The organism is Ancylobacter sp. VNQ12, from assembly GCF_049445835.1.
Lineage (GTDB): Bacteria > Pseudomonadota > Alphaproteobacteria > Rhizobiales > Xanthobacteraceae > Ancylobacter.
In genome coordinates this window covers 64,917-80,873 of record NZ_JBMSDU010000013.1, presented here as the reverse complement: position 1 = coordinate 80,873, position 15,957 = coordinate 64,917, and the positions used below count along the sequence as shown (strand labels likewise).

Below are 15,957 nucleotides of genomic sequence, written 5' to 3'. Positions count from 1 at the left end.
CCGGGCGTGCCTCAGGGCGCGACGCGCTCGGCCTTCGGGTTCGCGCTCTTGGTCTCCTTCTCGGCCATGGTCCGGGTGGACACGCCGAGATAGATCAGCAGCGGCGAGGCGATGAAGATCGAGGTGTAGGTGCCGACCAGCACCACGCCGAACATCATCGTCACGGAGAAGGAGTGGATCGCCCGCCCACCGAACAGCACCAGCGCCAGCAGCGCCAGCGTCACGGTGACATGGGTGATGACCGAGCGCGACAGGGTCGAATTGATCGACTGGTTGAGCAATTCGTCCGTCGGCATCTTCTTGTAGCGACGCAGCATCTCGCGGATGCGGTCATAGATGACGATGGTGTCGTTCAGCGAGTAGCCCAGAATGGTCAGCAGCGCGGCGACGCTCGTGAGATCGAAGTCGATCTGGAAGATCGCCATGAAGCCGATGGTCAGCACGATGTCGTGGAAGTTCGCGATCGACGCGCCGAGGGCAAACTGCCATTCGAAACGGAACCACAAATAGATCAGGATGCAGAACACCGCGAGCATCAACCCGACGATGCCGTAGCTGAGCAGTTCCTGCGACACGCGCGGGCCCACCACCTCAATGCGGCGATACTCGACGCCTTCGCCCAGCGCGGCGCGCACCTTGCCAACCACGACCTGCTGTGCCTGCTCGCCGCCCGGCTGCTGGGCGACGCGGATCAGCACCTCGCCGTCGCCGCCGATCTCCTGGATCTGCACCTCGCCGAGCTCGAGCGATTCGAGCTTGGAGCGCACCTCGCCGATGTTCAGCGTGTTGCCGGGGTAGCGCACCTCAAGCAGCGTGCCGCCCTTGAAGTCGATGCCGAAATTGAGGCCGAGCGTGAAGAACGCCACCAGCGCCACGATCGACAACAGGGCCGAGATCGGGAAGCTGATGCGCCGGAAGCGCATGAAGTCAAAATGCGTGTCGTCCGGGACGATACGAAGCAGAGGCATGTGCGCTCGCCTTTCTCAGATCGGAACGCGCTGGGGACGCCGCCAGCGCACCCAGAACGCCACCATAAGGCGGGTCAGCGTGAAGGCCGTGAACACGGTGGTGATGATGCCGATGCCGAAGGTGATGGCAAAGCCGCGCACCGGGCCCGAGCCGATATAGAACAGCACCGCCGCGGCGATGAACGTGGTGATGTTCGAATCGAGGATGGTCGCGAGCGCGCGGGTGAAGCCGGCGTCGATGGCGGAGATCGCCGAGCGGCCCGCCCTCGCCTCCTCGCGGATGCGCTCATAGATCAGCACGTTCGAATCGACCGCGATGCCGACCGTGAGCACCACGCCGGCAATGCCGGGCAAGGTCAGCGTCGCGCCGAGCATGGCGAGCACGCCGAAGATCATGCCGACATTGATCGCCACGGCGATGTTGGCGATCACGCCGAACAGGCCGTAGGTCGCGATCATGAAGATGGCGACCGCGGCCGCGCCGACCACCGAGGCGACGATGCCCGAGCGGATCGAATCCGCGCCGAGACCGGGACCGACGGTGCGTTCCTCCACGACCTGCAGCGGCACCGGCAGCGCGCCGGCACGCAGCAGGATGGCGAGGTCGTTCGCCTGCTGCACGGTGAAGCTGCCGCTGATCTGGCCCGAGCCGCCGAGAATGGGCTCGCGGATCACCGGCGCCGAGATGACGTGGTTGTCGAGCACGATGGCGAAGGGTTTGCCGACATTGGCCTGCGTGGCCTCGGCGAAACGGCGCGCGCCATTGGTGTTGAAGCGGAACGTGACCACCGGCTCGCGCGTCTGCGGGTCGAAGCTCGGCTGCGCGTCGGTCAGGTCCTCGCCGGCGACCAGGATGCGCTGCTCGATCAGATAGGGGACAGGCGGGTTGTCCTGCGAGTAGAGGATCTCGGTTCCGGTGGGCGGACGGCCCTGCAGTGCCTGCTGCGCGCTCATCGAGGTATCGACGAGGCGGAAGGTCAGCTTGGCGGTCTGGCCGAGCAGCGCCTTCAGGCGGGAGGGGTCCTGCAGGCCCGGCACCTGCACCTGGATGCGGTCGGCGCCCTGGCGCTGGATCGAAGGCTCGGTGGTGCCGAGCTGGTCGATACGCTTGCGGATGATCTCGATGGACTGCGACACCGCCTGGATGGTGCGCGACTGGATGCCCGTCGCGGTCGGCGTGATGCTGATCACGTCGCCGCTGAGCGAGACATCGGTGTCGAGCTGCCCGGAGGTCGACAGCGTACCGCCGATCGGCGCCGCCAGCGTGCGCAGCTGCGTCAGCGCGGCCTCGCCGTCCTTTGCGTCGCGCAGGCGGACCTGAACGGAATCGCCCTGGATGTTCAGCCCGCCATAGCCGATCTTGGCATCGCGCAGCACGCGTCGCGCATCGTCGCGCAACTGTTCGAGCCGGCCCTTGCGGAGCTCGCCGGCGTCGACCTGCAACACGATGTAGGAGCCGCCCTGCAAGTCGAGTCCGAGCACGATCTTGCGGTGGAGGAAGCCTGGCAGGCTGTCATAGACCTTCGACGGCAGCAGGCTCGGGACGACCATCAGACAGATGATCGCCGAGACCGCGAGGATGGCGAAGGCCTTCCATTTCGAGAAGTAGAGCATATCGATCCTTCCGGCCGCTCAAACCCGGCGGCCGCAAGAGGTAAGCGTCAGGCGGTGCCTTCGTCCTTGGCCGGCTCGCCCTTGGCGCGCACGTCCGTGATCAGGCCACGCAGCTGGCGAACCTTCACGCCGTCGGCGAGCTGCAGCTCGATCTCGGTGTCGTCCACGACGCGCGCAACCTTGCCGATCAGGCCACCCGAGGTGATCACGGTGTCGCCGCGGCGAATGTTCTTCACCAGTTCCTGGTGTGCCTTCACCTTCTTCTGCTGCGGGCGCAGGATCAGGAAATACATGATCACGAAGATCAGAACGAAGGGCAGTAGCGACATCAGCATGTCGGTACCGCCGGCGCCGGCGGCCTGCGCATAGGCGGGCGTAATCAACATGTCGGTTCCTTGGGTCCGTCGAAATCAGGCGGGCAGAAGGCCCGGCGAAGCGGCGCGGACTATACTGACGCGCCCGCCGAATGCAAACGCCGTCGGCAGTGCGCCGCGTCACGTCCGCGACAGGGAGTAACGTACGTTACGGTTAGGCTTGTGCTACCCGTTCCGTATCGCTATTTCGCTCCGCCAAGGAGCTCCATCATGACCCATACGATCGACGATCTCGGCCCGGTCCTCGCCCGCATCGCCGAGGCGCTGGAGCGCATCGCTCCGCCGCGCGCCGCCAGCGCCGACTTCGACGCCGCCGACGCCTTCGTCTGGCACGCCGACGTGAAACGGCTGGAACCCGTGCCGCGCGTGAGCCGCGTCGACATGGGGCTGCTCAAGGGCATCGACGGCACGCGCGACCAGCTGCTCGACAACACGCTGCGCTTCGCCCGCGGCCTGCCCGCCAACAACGCCCTGCTGTGGGGTGCGCGCGGCATGGGCAAGAGCTCGCTGGTCAAGGCGAGCCACGCCGAGGTCAACACGGAGATCGGTCGCGAGGGCAAGCTGCCGATCAAGCTTGTGGAAATCCATCGCGAGGACATCGAGACCCTGCCCGCGCTGATGGCGCTGATGCGTCCCGCGCCGTTCCGATTCGTCGTGTTCTGCGACGACCTGTCCTTCGATGCCGACGACACCTCTTACAAATCGCTCAAGGCGGTTCTGGAAGGTGGCATCGAAGGGCGGCCGGAGAACGTCATCTTCTACGCCACTTCCAACCGCCGGCATCTGCTGCCGCGCGACATGATGGAGAATGAGCGCTCGACCGCGATCAATCCGGGCGAGGCGGTGGAGGAGAAGGTCTCGCTGTCCGACCGTTTCGGCCTGTGGCTCGGCTTCCACAAATGCAGCCAGGACGAGTATCTGTCGATGGTCGAGGGTTATGTCGCCCATTTCGGCGTGAAGATCGACGCCGACACCCTGCGGCGCGAGGCCTTGGAGTGGTCCACCACGCGCGGCGCCCGCTCGGGCCGTACCGCCTGGCAATATGTTCAGGATGTCGCGGGACGGCTTGGCGTATCGCTTTCCGACCCACCTGCCGTCCCGCGCTGACCGGCGCCAAGGTCCACTTGTCGCGCCGGTTGTCCACGGCGGGGATATTTCCCGCCGGTTAAGCCGGAGCGGCGATCAGAGGCCGGCGAGATACTGCGAGGGATCGACAGGCTCCGAACCCTTGCGGATTTCGAAGTGCACCTGCGGCGAGGTCACGTTGCCGGTCTGGCCCGCCTTGGCGATGACCTGGCCGCGCTTGACCGGATCGCCCTTCTTCACGTCGAGCTCGCTATTGTGCGCGTAAGCCGTGACGTAGCCGTCGGAGTGCTTGATCAGCACCAGGTTGCCATAACCCTTCAGCTCGCTGCCGGCATAGGCGACGACGCCGTCCTCGGCGGCCTTGACCGCTGTACCTTCCGGCACAGAGACGTTGATGCCCTCGTTCTTCTGCCCGCCCGGCTTCGGCCCGAAGCCGGAGATGACGCGGCCGCGCACCGGCCAGCGGAACTGCGCGCCGCTCGCCGTGCGCATCTCGTCCGGCGTCTCGGCGGGCTTCACGGCGGCGATGGTCTGCGGCTTGGGCTCGGCCGGAGCCGCAGCCGGCGCGGCGGCGACCGTGGCGGGCTTGGCCGCCGGCGCGCCCGTGGTGACGGACGGCGTCGCGGATGAAGCCACGGTCGCCGGCTTGCCAGCGGGGGTCAGGGCCGGAGTTGTGGCAACGGCTTGCGTGGCGGCCGGCTTCGGCGCGGCGGCGACCGGGTTGACCGGGGCGCCCGCGCCGGGAACGACCAGCTTGCGGCCGATCTGCACCTGCGCATTGGCATCGAGCCCGTTCGCAGCGGCCAGGGCGCTGCGCGAAATGCCGTAATTGCGGGAGATCGAGCTCAGCGTCTCGCCTGGCCGCACCACGTGCCCGCCAGCGGTGGCGGCTGCCACCTGGGGCGCCCGGACGGCGGCGGGAGCCGCTGCCGCCATCGGCTGCGGCTGGCTGCCATAGAGCGGCTGCGGCGCACCAGCCGCCTGCGCGGCCGGATAGGACGGGGTGTTGTAGGTCGGGGCGGGATAGGCCGGGGCCGCATTCGCCGGCGTGGCGCTGGCCACCTGCCGGGGAGCACCGTAAGGACTGGCAACAGGCGCGGGATAGCCGGAGGCGACCTGCGGTGCGGCCATCGGCGCCCCGCCGATCGGCGCCGCCTGCACCGCGCCTGTCGGGGCGGCGGCAACCGAGCCGGTATAGGCCGGGCTGGCGCTCTGCGCCGAGAACGGATTACCGTTGGGATCGTTGAAACGCGCAGTATCCGAGCTGCACGCGGCCGCCGTTCCGCCAAGAAGCGCAACAACGGAAAGCCGCATGAGAGGCTTGCAACCGGACGCCGACAGGAAGTTACGCATCGCACCACACCCGAACGCTGGACCGGTTTGGATTAAAGCCCTGTATAGGTAAACGTCGGCTTAAACGATGCAGCATCCTGCAAGCTTCGCGGCGTTTTCGCGGCAGAAATCCTAGAGAACGGCAGCTATTCCGGGCAGCATCGGCACGAAACGCACGGGTCCGAGGTCGCGCCGCTCCAGCCCGCCGCCTTTGCGGGCGTAACGCACGAGCATCTGCGTGTCCTCCGGCGGACCGACCGGGGCCACCAGAATGCCCTCTGGCGCCAGCTGCTCGAACAGCGCAGCCGGCACCTCGCGCAGTGCCGCGTTGAGCACAATGCGGTCATACGGTGCCCCGGCGGGATAGCCGGCGAGGCCGTCGGCGACCACGACCTCCACATTGGTGAAACCGAGCTCGCGCAGCCGCAGCGCCGCGGTGCGCGCGAGCGTGCGGAAGCGCTCCAGCGTCACGACATGGCGGGCGATGCTGGCGAGAATCGCGGCGTGGTAGCCGGAGCCGGTGCCGACCTCGAGCACGTTATGCGCGGAGGTGATCTCCAGCGCCTGCGTCATCAGCGCCACCACGGTCGGCTGGCTGATGGTCTGGCCGCAATCGATCGGCAAAGCGTGATCGCTCCACGCGACGCGGCGCATCGCCGGCTCGACGAAGTGCTCGCGCGGCACCTCCTCCAGGGCGCGCATCACCGCACGGTCGCGTATGCCGCGCTGGCGCAGCGCCAGCAGCAGCCGGGCACGCTCCACAGCGTCGTCATGCTCGGCACCGGTCACGGACTGCCTCCGTTCCTGCCCGCCCAATCGGACCAGCGGGCGAAGACTTGTCAACGGGCGAAGGCCTGCCCACGCGTGAAGACCTGCGCCAGCCGGGTCATTTCCGGCTCGTCGGTCATGTCGAGCCGCAGCGGCGTCACCGAGATCAGCCCCTGGTCGAGCGCATGCAGGTCCGAGCCGTTCACCGTCTCGAAGATACGCTTCTCGAAGGCGATCCAGTAATAGGGATTGCCGCGCCCGTCGGCCCGCTGGTCGATGCGCAGAAGATCCTGGTTGCGCCGGCCCTGCGCCGTCACCGCGATGCCCTTTACATCGTCCACCGGACGGTTGGGGAAGTTCACATTGACCACGATGCCGGGCGGAATCCCCTGCTCCAGCAGCGTACGGATGACCTGCGGCCCCCAATGCTCAGCGACGGTGTAGGCCGGCGCCGCCTTGGTCTCGAAGCCATAGGCCTGCGACAGCGCGACGGAGGGAATGCCGAGCACGGTGCCTTCCATGGCGCCGGCGACGGTGCCGGAATAGCCGACATCTTCGGCCACGTTCTGCCCGCGATTGACGCCGGAGAGCACGAGGTCGGGCTTGTGATCGGCCAAGATGTGCCGCACGGCCATGATCACGCAGTCGGTCGGCGTGCCCTTCACCGCGTAGCGCTGCTCCTCCACCTTGCGCAGCCGCAGCGGATCGGACAGCGAAAGCGAATGCGACACGCCGGACTGGTCGGTCTCCGGCGCCACCACCCACACATCGTCGGACAGCGCCCGCGCGATGCGCGCGCAGGCCTCCAGACCGGGAGCGTGGATGCCGTCGTCATTGGTGACCAGGATGCGCATCGTTCTTTCCTCTAAACGTCAGGCCCGCTCGATCCTGGTCAGCCCGCCCATATAGGGCACCAGCACGTCCGGCACGGTGATGGAGCCGTCCTCGTTCTGGTAGTTCTCCAGCACCGCCACCAGCGCGCGCCCGACCGCCACGCCCGAACCGTTCAGCGTGTGCAGGAAGCGCGGCGCCTTGCTGTCCTTCGCCCGGTAGCGCGCATTCATGCGCCGGGCCTGGAAGTCGGTGCAGGTGGAGACCGAGGAAATCTCGCGATAGGCATTCTGCCCCGGCAGCCACACCTCGATGTCGAAGGTGCGGGCGGAGGCAAAGCCCATGTCGCCGGTGCACAGCGTCACCACGCGATGGTGCAGGCCGAGCTTGTTCAGCACCGCCTGCGCGCAGGCGAGCATGCGCTCCTGCTCCTCCAGCGACTTCTCCGGGGTGGTGATGGAGACCATCTCCACCTTGTTGAACTGGTGCTGGCGGATCATGCCGCGCGTATCGCGCCCCGCCGATCCCGCCTCCGCGCGGAAGCAGGGGGTGAGCGCGGTGTAGCGCAGCGGGAGTTCTTCCTCGGCGAGGATGGAATTCGCCACGAGGTTGGTCAACGGAACCTCGGCGGTGGGGATGAGGCCAAGCCGAGTGCCACTGAAAGGAGCGTCGCCAGCGGCTTCGTTCTTCGCCATCTCACTCCAGATCTTCACTACGGAGGCTGCGTCTTTGGCCGACTTACGAAGCAGACCTTCAAGTGTAACGGTCTCGCCAGCCTTGGGAAGGTTTGACTTGACTATGCTGCTGACCGCCTCTGCCGCAGCAGCAGCCCATCCGGGCCTGCGAGGATCAGTAAAGAACTGATCATCCTCAAATTTCGGCAACTGCGCCGTGCCGAACATCGCCTCATCCTTCACCAGGATCGGCGGGGCGACCTCGGTGTAGCCGTGTTCGTCGACATGGGTATTGATGAACAGCTGGCCGATGGCGCGTTCCAGCCGCGCTAGCTTGCCCTTCAGCACCACGAAGCGCGCGCCGGAAAGCTTGGCGGCAGCCTCGAAATCCATCTGGCCGAGCGCCTCGCCGAGCTCGAAATGCTGCTTCGGCACGAACGCCATGTCGGGCTTCACGCCAGCCTTGGCGATCTCGACATTGTCATGCTCGTCCGCACCATCCGGCACGATGTCGAGCGGCACGTTGGGGATGGCGGCGAGCTTGTCGTTCAGCGCCGTCTCGGTCGCCTTCACGTCCGCGTCGAGCGCGGGAATGTCGGTCTTGAGCTTGCCGACCTCGGCCATCAGCGTCTCGGCGAGCCCGTCATTGCCGGCCTTCTTCGCCGCACCGATCTCCTTGGAGGCGGCGTTGCGGCGGGCTTGCAACTCTTCGAGCCGGGCGATGCCGGAGCGCCGGCGCTCGTCCAGCGCCAGAAGCTCGGCCACCAGCGCCGAGGCGTCGGCCTCGGCGGTGCCACGGCGCGTCAGCGCACGAATGAGGCCCTGCGGCTCCTCGCGGATCCATTTGATGTCGTGCATGGACGTCTCGCTTTCGCCCCCGGCGTTTCACCGACCTGCCGAAGGTGGCACGGACCTACCCAATCGGCAGCGCCGGGACAAGCCCGGCGCGGCCAGAATGGCGGTCGCTTTAGAAGTCAGGTCGTGGAATTCGCCGCCGCCTCGGCCGCCGCGCGCTTCTTCTCGATCATGCGCACCAGCACGACCGACACTTCGTAGAGCAGCAGGGTCGGGATGGCGAGGCCGAGCTGGCTCACCACGTCCGGCGGGGTCAGCACCGCCGCCACCACGAACACACCGACAATGGCATAGCGGCGGAACTTCTTCAGCTGATCCGAACTCACCACGCCGATCTGCGCCAGCAGAGTGAGGATCACCGGCAGCTGGAAGCAGATGCCGAAGGCGAAGATCAGCGTCATGATCAGCGACAGATACTCGCTGACCTGCGGCAGCATGGAGATTTCCGCCGAGCCCGGCCCGGCCGCCTGCTGCATGGAGAGGAAGTAGGTCATCGCCATCGGCATGGCGACGAAATAGACGAAGGCCGCACCGATCAGGAAGCACACCGGCGTCGCCACCAGATAGGGGCGGAAGGCGTTCTTCTCGTGGCTGTAGAGCCCCGGCGCGACGAACATATAGATCTGCGTCGCCACCACGGGGAAGGAGATGAACGCCGCCCCGAACATGCCCAGCTTGATCTGGGTAAACAGGAATTCCTGCGGCGCCGTGTAGATGAGCTTCACATGCTCCGTGCCGCCGGCCGCGAACTCGTACGGCCAGAGCAGGATGTTGTAGATGAACTTGCCCAGCATGAAGCAGGCGAAGAAGGCGATGAAGAACGCGATCAGCGACTTGATCAGCCGCGAGCGCAGCTCGATCAGGTGCTCGATCAGCGGCGCCTTGGAGGCGTCGATATCATCCTGGCTCATGCCTGCGGCCCCTCATTGCCGCTGGTGGACCCGCCCGGCTTCCGGGTGATGCGGGGCCGGGTGGCCTTCGTGGCGCCCGGCTCGGCCTTGGCGCGCGCACGCGGCTTCACGGCCGGTTTGGCGTCGGCGGCGGGCCCGTCAAGCGCGGCAACCGCCGCCGCGACTTCAGGCTCTGTGGCGGCTGCCGCCTTGCGGCGCGGCGCGGGCTTGGGCTTCTCGGGCGCGGGAGGCACCACCTCGGCGGGCTTCGCCGTCGCGACAGGCGTGTTCTCCGCCGGCTTGGCGTCCGCTGCCTTGGCCACACCCGGCGCGACCGGGGGCAGATTCGCCGCTGCCGCGCGCACCTCGTCCTCGATCGACTCGAAGGGATGCACCTCCAGCTCGGTCGGCTGCGGCAGCTGCGCCTCGATATCGCCGGCGGGCAGTTCCGTGCTCTCGACCGCGCCGGTGGGCGCCTTCATCGAATCCTCGATGTCGTGCAGCGGATTCGTCGGCATTGCATTGGCGAGGCTCGTGCGCGCATCGCTGGCGAGGTTGCCAAGGTCGTTCTTGAAGCCGGTGATGTTGTCCTTGAACTCGGACAGCTCCGCCTCGCGCAGCGCCTCGTTGAACTGCCCCTGGAACTCGCCGGCCATGCGGCGCAGCTTGCCGACGCCCTGCCCGATCTTGCGCAGGACAGCCGGCAACTCCTTCGGGCCGATCACGACAAGCGCGACGATGCCGATCACCAGAAGCTCGGACCAGCCGATATCAAACATAGGTTACGCGGGGCCGCGCATGGCGGCCCTCCCCGATCGTTTGCAGCGCTCCAGCCGTCTCAGCCGACCTTGGTGCGCTCGCCTTCCACGGTGGACTGGTGATCGAGCGAGCGCGTCGGCTCGGCCGGCTTGGCGGACGGCGTCTCCTCGTCGTCGGCCATGCCCTTCTTGAACGCCTTGATGCCCTTGGCGGCGTCGCCCATCAACTCGGACAGCTTGCCGCGACCGAAAAGGAGGAGCACGACCACCAGCACTATGATCCAATGCCAGATGCTCAACGAACCCATTTTACAACTCCCTGTCCGAGGCGCCGCCGGCCCCTCGCGGCCGCGCATCGCAATTGTGAGCGGACACTAGGGCCCGGTCGCGGCGAAGACAAGGACTTCCGCCGGATCTATGTGCACGCCTACGTCATGTCCACGCAGCAGGCCGGCGATGGTGCGGCGCCGGGCCACAAGCGGGCGGTCGAGCCCCTCGACAGCGACCTCGTAGAGATCGAGCTCGCCCAGGAACCGGTGCGTCACCACCCGTCCGCGGGTGCCGGAACCGGGCGCGCGCAGCTCCACGCCCTGGGGACGGATCGCCGCGATCGCCGGGGTCCCCTCGGCCAGTCCGGGCGCGGCGAAGCTGCCCAGCGGCGTATGCACGCGCCCTTGCCGCACCTCGCCTTCGACTTCGTTGATCTCGCTGAAGAAGCGCGCGACGGAAAGGTCGGCGGGGTGCCGGTACAATTCCTCCGGCGTGCCGAGCTGAACGATCTCGCCCTTGCGCATCAAGGCGATGCGGTCACCCAGCCGCATGGCCTCCTCCGGGTCGTGGGTGACGATGATGCAGGTCGCCCGCGCATCGCGCAGCACGTTCAGCGTCTCGGTGCGCACACTGCCGCGCAGCCGGCTGTCGAGCCCGGAGAACGGCTCGTCCATGAGGAGAATCCCGGGGCGCGGCACCAGCGCGCGGGCCAGCGCCACACGCTGCTGCTCGCCGCCGGAAAGCGCGTGCGGAAAGCTCTGCGCATGCGTCTCCAGCCGCACCCGCTCCAGCGCCCGCATCGCCTCCGAACGCCCCTCCTCCGCGCTCAGCGCACGCAGGCCGAAAGCCACGTTCTGCAGATTCGTCAGATGCGGGAACAGCGCATAGTCCTGGAAGACGAGGCCGATATTGCGCTTTTCCGGCGGCACGAAATCCGTCGGTCCCGCCACCACCTGGTTGTCGAGCAGGATGCGCCCGGCGCTCGGGCGCTCGATGCCGGCGATCAGGCGCAGCAGGGTGGTCTTGCCGCAGCCGGACTGGCCGAGCAGGCACAGGATCTCACCGGGCTGGACGGTGATCGAGATGCCGCGCACCGATTCCTTGCCGTCATAGGCGTGGCGCACATTCTCCAGCGTGAGGCGGCTGGCCAGCGAGACCGGCGTGCGGGCGAGCGCCTGATACATGAAACAGATCTCCTGATCGTCCGGCAGCCGCGTCCCTCTCCGGAAAAGGAGGAGGATTCAGTCCTGCTCGTCCTCATCGACCTCGGGCTCCGGCGCATAGGACAGGTCGAGCTCGGGTTCGAGCGGGTCCTCGTCGTCCTTCAGCCCCATGTCGTCATTGGGCAGCGGCACCGTTAAGCCGGCGGAGACACGCGCGTCAATCAGCCCAGTACCGCGCAACTCGTCGAGACCCGGCAGGTCGCGGATGCTGTCGAGCCCGAAATGCACCAGGAAAAGCTCGCTCGTGCCATAGGTCACCGGGCGGCCGGGGCTGCGCCGGCGCCCGCGCATGCGCACCCAGCCGGCGGCCAGCAGGACGTCAAGCGTGCCCTTATTGGTGGAGACGCCGCGGATCTCCTCGATCTCGGCCCGCGTCGTCGGCTGGTGATAGGCGATGATCGCCAGCGTCTCCAGCGCCGCGCGGGAGAGCCGGCGCGGTTCCGGCTTGTCGCGCGCCAAGAGGAAACCGAGGTCCGGCGCCGTACGCAGCATCCATTTGCCGGCGACGCGCACGAGGTTGACCCCGCGCGACGCATAATCCTGCGCCAGCTCGGCCAGCAGCGCCTTGAGGTCCGCCCCCTCCGGCAGGCGGGCGGCCAGTGTCACCTCGTCGAGCGGCTCGCCGGCCGCGAACAGCATGGCCTCGAGCAGCCGCAGCGAGACGGAACGCCCCGCCGCTGCGGTCTCGTGTGATCCGGGCTGCGGCGCGCGCGCCGCCTCGGCGTTCATGCACTCTCCCCGCTGCCGTTCGAACCAGCGTCCGCCGGGCGGCTGCGGATCCAGATCGGCGCGAACGCCGTCTCCTGCTGCACGTCGATGAGCCCCTCGCGCACCATCTCCAGGCTCGCCGAGAAGCCCGAGGCCAGCGCCGTCGCCCGCATCTTCGGATCGGCGATCCAGTTCAGCAGAAAGCCGTCGAGCCGCGCCCACTCGCCGGCAAAGGCAAGCCGGCCAATCAGCCGCTCCAGCCGCTGGCGCGCCTCCGCCAGCGACACGACATGGCGCGGGGCGAAGCTCACATGCGACAGCGCCATCTTCTGCCGCTGGGCACCATAGGCCGCCAGCAGATCGTAAAGCGTCGCCTCGTAGAGTTGCGGCCCGCCCGGCGTCAGCGGCTCGGGAGCGCCGCGCTCGAACACTTCGTGGCCGATGCGGTCGCGCGTGGCGAGATGCGCGGCGGCGGCGCGGATGCGCTCCAGCCGTCGCAGCCGCTCGGCAAGGTCGGCTGCCAGATCGGCGCCGCTCGGGCCGTCGTCCTTCACCGGCTCGGGCAGCAGCAGGCGCGACTTGAGAAAGGCGAGCCACGCCGCCATGACGAGATAGTCGGCGGCGAGTTCCAGCCGGATGCGCCGTGCCTCCTCGACGAAGGTCAGGTACTGCTCGGCCAGTTCGAGAATGGAAATGCGCGCAAGGTCGACCTTCTGCGTCCGCGCCAGCGCCAGCAGCAGGTCGAGCGGCCCCTCGAAGCCGTCGACATCGACGACGAGAGCTGGCTCTCCCGCCTGGCGGACATCATCCGCCTCGAAAGCGAACTGGCTCTGTTCCATAGGGGACCGCAACGGACGTTCAGGACGCCGCGATCATATCCGAAAATTGAGCGCGCGCCTGCGTTTGTTCGATTTTTGCCACCGGCGTCAGTCGCGCCAGCGCGGCAGCGCAGCGCCGGGCGGCATCGCCCTCCAGCCGGGGGGAGGACGAGGCCACCTCGCGCATTTCCTCGATGCGGCCATTGCAGTGCAGTGCGAGGTCGCAACCCGCCGCGAAGGACGCTTCCGCGCGGCTCGCAAGCGTGCCCGCCAGCGCACCCATGGACAGGTCGTCGCTCATCAGCGCGCCGTCGAAGCCGATATGGCCGCGAATGACCTCGTCGATCACCCGCTTCGAGGTCGTCGCCGGCCGGTCGGGATCGATGGCGGAATAGACCACATGGGCGGTCATGCCGAGCGGCAGGTCCGCCAGCAGGCGGAACGGCTCGAAATCCGTGGCCTCCAGCACGGCGCGTGGCGTGTCCACCACCGGCAGGCTCTCATGGCTGTCGGCACGGGCGCGGCCATGGCCGGGAATATGCTTGAGCACCGGCAGCACGCCGCCCGCGATCAGCCCTTCGGCCGCCGCCCGCGCCAGCGCCGCGACCTGGACGGGCGTGTCGCCATAGGCGCGGTCGCCGATAATGCCGTGGCCCTCCGGCAGGCGAAGGTCGGCGCAGGGCACGCAGTCGACATTGATGCCGAGTGCGGCGAGGTCCTCGGCCATCAGCCGCGCACCGAGCCGTGCCGCCTGCGCGCCACGCGCCTGCCCGTCGCTCTCCGCGAGATGGGCAAAGACCTCGGCCGGCGGGTATTTCGGCCAGTGCGGAGGTCCGAGCCGCTGCACGCGCCCACCTTCCTGGTCGATCAGCACCGGCGCGTCCGTCCGTCCGACTAGCGTGCGGAAGGCACGCACGAGATCGGCGACCTGCGCCGGCGTCTCGATGTTGCGGCGGAAAAGGATGAGGCCCCAGGGGGCGGCGTCGAGAAGGAAATCCTCCTCCTCGACGCTGAAGGCGGTGCCGGCACAGCCGGTGATGAAAGCACGGGGCGAAAGGCGGGACATGAGCGCGTCGGTCACCAGGGATCAGTTACGCTGGACCATGCAGTCGCCGCCCGCCGCGCGCAATGCCTCGCACAGCTTGACCGCGTCGTCGCGCGAGCCGAACGAACCGATCTGCGCCCGGTAATAGATGCCGCGGTCGCCGAGATCGGCGCGGCGCACCGAGGAACGCTGGCCCGAGAGCACGGCCGAGTACTTCGCCTGCATCGACTTGATGGTCGCCTGCGCTTCCGCCTCGGTACGAACGGAGGCGACCTGCACCACATAGGCACCCGCCGGAGCCGCCGGAGCCGCCGAGGGAGCGGCCGGCTGCGCTGTGGGAGCCGGCGCGGCGGCGACGCGCGGCGCCGGTGCGGGCACGTTCGGCACGATGGAGGGCGTCGACGCCAGCGGCGTCGGATTGGTCGAAACCGGCCCGCCGGAGCCCGAGCTCAGCGGAATCGGGGCCGAAGCCGTGGGCTGCGCCGCTGCGGCGGTCGGCTGGGTACCGCCGGGAACCGGCGTCGGGCCGCCATCCTCGACGATGGTGCCATCGGCCCGCACGGTCAGGGTGCGCACGCGCTTGGGCTCCGTGCCGGACTGGCCGGATGTGGCGGTGACGGACTGGCTCGGCGCCGTCTGGATCACGCGCGGCTGCTGCGGCTGAGCGGCCTGCGAAACGTCGACCGGCTGCTCCTCGCTGGAGACGACCTTCTCGTTTCCGGTCGGTGCGCTGCCGCCGACGCGGTCATAGATCAGCTTCTGCCCGTCGCTGGCGGGCTCCTGCGCCGGCTGGCTGGGCACGACCTTGTTCGGCCCCTGCTCGGCGCGGATCATCGGCGGCTCGCTGGTGGACGAGGCGATGCCGCCCGGACGCGACAGCAGCGTGTAGCCGCCGGCAACCGCCGCCACGGCAGCGACGACGACGGCGCCGACCACGATCAGATGGCGGCGACCGCCACGCGGCGCGCGCTCCTCCTCGACCTCGAAACTCGAGTCGGAATGCTGATCCTCGCCATAGCCGTCGTCGGCCACGGCCGAGCTGCCGTAATCATAGGCATCGTCGGCGGCGGAAAAGTCGCGGGCTGCTGCCGCATCGGCGCGCGGGGCGGCGCCTCGGCTCATCCAAGCCGGCGGCGCACGCTCGCCGCGCGGCGGCTCATCACCGAGATCGAGCGGCTGCGAGAGGGCGCGGGCAACGGCATCCACGTTGCCGTCGGCATAGCCGGGACGCTCGGCCGAACGGGGCGACGGCGCCGACGGGCGCGGCGCCATGCGGGGCTCGGGCGCGCGCGGCTCGAACGAGCGGGGCTCCGGCACGGAGCGCTCGGGGCGCACCAGGTTGCGGTTGAGGTCGCGGGCAGCATCCTCGAGCGAATGACGCTCGGCGCGCGGCTGGAGGGCGTCACCCGACCGGCGCGGAGTGTCCGAATAGACATCCGCCGCCAGGGCCGCGAAGGAGGAATGCGACGGTGTGGGGGAAGCCGGGCGCGCCGTCGGCGGCGGCGCCGCCGGACGGGTCGGCGCGGGGCGTGGCGGCAGGGGCGCGCGCGGCGCCCCAGCGGAAACGCCAGGCGCAGGCGCCGCCGGACGCGGCGCGGCCGGGCGTGGTGTCGGCTGCGCCTTGCGCATCAGATCCGCGAATTCGTCTTCCTGACCCATCAGGCGCGCGAGTTCGGCAAGCGGGTCCTCGGCCGGGTTGTCCTGCCGATTACGCGTCGTGTCGTTGGCCATGTTCACCGAACC

Annotated in this window: 16 protein-coding genes; 1 reads left to right on the top strand and 15 read right to left on the bottom strand. The window is 68.4% G+C overall.

Features of this window, described 5'->3' with window-relative positions; genetic code table 11:
• Positions 1 to 11: 11 nt before the first annotated feature.
• The 3 genes from secF to yajC are packed head-to-tail and all read right to left on the bottom strand — an operon-like array spanning position 12 to position 2,968.
• Positions 12 to 968, bottom strand: a complete 957-nt coding sequence (gene secF, locus ACO2RV_RS16840; protein ID WP_423295018.1) for a protein translocase subunit SecF — start codon at positions 966 to 968, stop codon at positions 12 to 14.
• Between the two features lie 15 nt (positions 969 to 983).
• The gene (gene secD / locus ACO2RV_RS16835; protein WP_423295016.1) at positions 984 to 2,582 is read right to left on the bottom strand and encodes a protein translocase subunit SecD; all 1,599 of its coding nucleotides are present in this window, start codon (positions 2,580 to 2,582) and stop codon (positions 984 to 986) included.
• 47 nt (positions 2,583 to 2,629) lie between these two features.
• Positions 2,630 to 2,968 carry a preprotein translocase subunit YajC gene (gene yajC / locus ACO2RV_RS16830; RefSeq protein WP_423295014.1) on the bottom strand — a complete coding sequence of 113 codons (339 nt, stop codon included), beginning with the start codon at positions 2,966 to 2,968 and terminating at the stop codon, positions 2,630 to 2,632.
• A 198-nt stretch (positions 2,969 to 3,166) separates the two neighbouring features.
• Here yajC and ACO2RV_RS16825 point away from each other — a divergent pair, with 198 nt between their 5' ends.
• Positions 3,167 to 4,063 (top strand): ATP-binding protein, encoded by an 897-nt coding sequence (locus tag ACO2RV_RS16825; RefSeq protein WP_423295011.1) that lies wholly within the window; start codon positions 3,167 to 3,169, stop codon positions 4,061 to 4,063.
• A 75-nt stretch (positions 4,064 to 4,138) separates the two neighbouring features.
• On the opposite strand, the gene ACO2RV_RS16820 is transcribed toward ACO2RV_RS16825, so the two are convergent.
• From ACO2RV_RS16820 to ACO2RV_RS16765, 12 genes are all read right to left on the bottom strand, one after another.
• A complete protein-coding gene (locus ACO2RV_RS16820; protein WP_423295009.1) occupies positions 4,139 to 5,356 on the bottom strand; it encodes a peptidoglycan DD-metalloendopeptidase family protein in 1,218 nt (405 codons plus the stop codon).
• A gap of 150 nt (positions 5,357 to 5,506) precedes the next feature.
• Positions 5,507 to 6,163 carry a protein-L-isoaspartate(D-aspartate) O-methyltransferase gene (locus ACO2RV_RS16815; protein ID WP_423295007.1) on the bottom strand — a complete coding sequence of 219 codons (657 nt, stop codon included), beginning with the start codon at positions 6,161 to 6,163 and terminating at the stop codon, positions 5,507 to 5,509.
• A 50-nt stretch (positions 6,164 to 6,213) separates the two neighbouring features.
• Positions 6,214 to 6,996 carry a 5'/3'-nucleotidase SurE gene (gene surE / locus ACO2RV_RS16810; protein WP_423295005.1) on the bottom strand — a complete coding sequence of 261 codons (783 nt, stop codon included), beginning with the start codon at positions 6,994 to 6,996 and terminating at the stop codon, positions 6,214 to 6,216.
• Positions 6,997 to 7,014: 18 nt separating this feature from the next.
• Entirely contained in the window at positions 7,015 to 8,505 is a 1,491-nt protein-coding gene (gene serS, locus ACO2RV_RS16805) for a serine--tRNA ligase (protein WP_423295003.1), read from the bottom strand.
• 116 nt (positions 8,506 to 8,621) lie between these two features.
• Entirely contained in the window at positions 8,622 to 9,413 is a 792-nt protein-coding gene (tatC, locus tag ACO2RV_RS16800) for a twin-arginine translocase subunit TatC (RefSeq protein WP_423295001.1), read from the bottom strand.
• Entirely contained in the window at positions 9,410 to 10,171 is a 762-nt protein-coding gene (gene tatB, locus ACO2RV_RS16795; RefSeq protein ID WP_423294999.1) for a Sec-independent protein translocase protein TatB, read from the bottom strand. The genes tatC and tatB overlap by 4 nt, the downstream gene beginning before the upstream one ends.
• Positions 10,172 to 10,230: 59 nt before the next feature.
• A complete protein-coding gene (locus tag ACO2RV_RS16790; protein WP_423294995.1) occupies positions 10,231 to 10,458 on the bottom strand; it encodes a twin-arginine translocase TatA/TatE family subunit in 228 nt (75 codons plus the stop codon).
• Between the two features lie 66 nt (positions 10,459 to 10,524).
• Positions 10,525 to 11,604 carry an ABC transporter ATP-binding protein gene (locus ACO2RV_RS16785; RefSeq protein ID WP_423294993.1) on the bottom strand — a complete coding sequence of 360 codons (1,080 nt, stop codon included), beginning with the start codon at positions 11,602 to 11,604 and terminating at the stop codon, positions 10,525 to 10,527.
• A 57-nt stretch (positions 11,605 to 11,661) separates the two neighbouring features.
• The gene (gene scpB, locus ACO2RV_RS16780) at positions 11,662 to 12,372 is read right to left on the bottom strand and encodes an SMC-Scp complex subunit ScpB (RefSeq protein ID WP_423294991.1); all 711 of its coding nucleotides are present in this window, start codon (positions 12,370 to 12,372) and stop codon (positions 11,662 to 11,664) included.
• On the bottom strand, positions 12,369 to 13,190 hold the full coding sequence (locus tag ACO2RV_RS16775; protein WP_423294989.1) for a segregation and condensation protein A: 822 nt from the start codon (positions 13,188 to 13,190) through the stop codon (positions 12,369 to 12,371). Before ACO2RV_RS16775 ends, scpB begins: the two co-directional genes overlap by 4 nt.
• A 19-nt stretch (positions 13,191 to 13,209) precedes the next feature.
• Complete coding sequence (nagZ, locus tag ACO2RV_RS16770; protein WP_423294987.1) at positions 13,210 to 14,235, bottom strand: beta-N-acetylhexosaminidase; 1,026 nt, start codon at positions 14,233 to 14,235, stop codon at positions 13,210 to 13,212.
• Positions 14,236 to 14,256: 21 nt separating this feature from the next.
• Positions 14,257 to 15,945 (bottom strand): SPOR domain-containing protein, encoded by a 1,689-nt coding sequence (locus tag ACO2RV_RS16765; RefSeq protein WP_423294985.1) that lies wholly within the window; start codon positions 15,943 to 15,945, stop codon positions 14,257 to 14,259.
• Between the last annotated feature and the right edge of the window lie 12 nt (positions 15,946 to 15,957).

Bases quoted from the DNA above. Each gene is read 5' to 3' on its own strand.
- secF (WP_423295018.1), bottom strand. From the start codon at position 968: ATGCCTCTGCTTCGTATCGTCCCGGACGACACGCATTTTGACTTCATG.
- secD (WP_423295016.1), bottom strand. From the start codon at position 2,582: ATGCTCTACTTCTCGAAATGGAAGGCCTTCGCCATCCTCGCGGTCTCG.
- yajC (WP_423295014.1), bottom strand. From the start codon at position 2,968: ATGTTGATTACGCCCGCCTATGCGCAGGCCGCCGGCGCCGGCGGTACC.
- ACO2RV_RS16825 (WP_423295011.1), top strand. From the start codon at position 3,167: ATGACCCATACGATCGACGATCTCGGCCCGGTCCTCGCCCGCATCGCC.
- ACO2RV_RS16820 (WP_423295009.1), bottom strand. From the start codon at position 5,356: ATGCGGCTTTCCGTTGTTGCGCTTCTTGGCGGAACGGCGGCCGCGTGC.
- surE (WP_423295005.1), bottom strand. From the start codon at position 6,996: ATGCGCATCCTGGTCACCAATGACGACGGCATCCACGCTCCCGGTCTG.
- serS (WP_423295003.1), bottom strand. From the start codon at position 8,505: ATGCACGACATCAAATGGATCCGCGAGGAGCCGCAGGGCCTCATTCGT.
- tatC (WP_423295001.1), bottom strand. From the start codon at position 9,413: ATGAGCCAGGATGATATCGACGCCTCCAAGGCGCCGCTGATCGAGCAC.
- tatB (WP_423294999.1), bottom strand. From the start codon at position 10,171: ATGTTTGATATCGGCTGGTCCGAGCTTCTGGTGATCGGCATCGTCGCG.
- ACO2RV_RS16790 (WP_423294995.1), bottom strand. From the start codon at position 10,458: ATGGGTTCGTTGAGCATCTGGCATTGGATCATAGTGCTGGTGGTCGTG.
- ACO2RV_RS16785 (WP_423294993.1), bottom strand. From the start codon at position 11,604: ATGTATCAGGCGCTCGCCCGCACGCCGGTCTCGCTGGCCAGCCGCCTC.
- scpB (WP_423294991.1), bottom strand. From the start codon at position 12,372: ATGAACGCCGAGGCGGCGCGCGCGCCGCAGCCCGGATCACACGAGACC.
- ACO2RV_RS16775 (WP_423294989.1), bottom strand. From the start codon at position 13,190: ATGGAACAGAGCCAGTTCGCTTTCGAGGCGGATGATGTCCGCCAGGCG.
- nagZ (WP_423294987.1), bottom strand. From the start codon at position 14,235: ATGTCCCGCCTTTCGCCCCGTGCTTTCATCACCGGCTGTGCCGGCACC.
- ACO2RV_RS16765 (WP_423294985.1), bottom strand. From the start codon at position 15,945: ATGGCCAACGACACGACGCGTAATCGGCAGGACAACCCGGCCGAGGAC.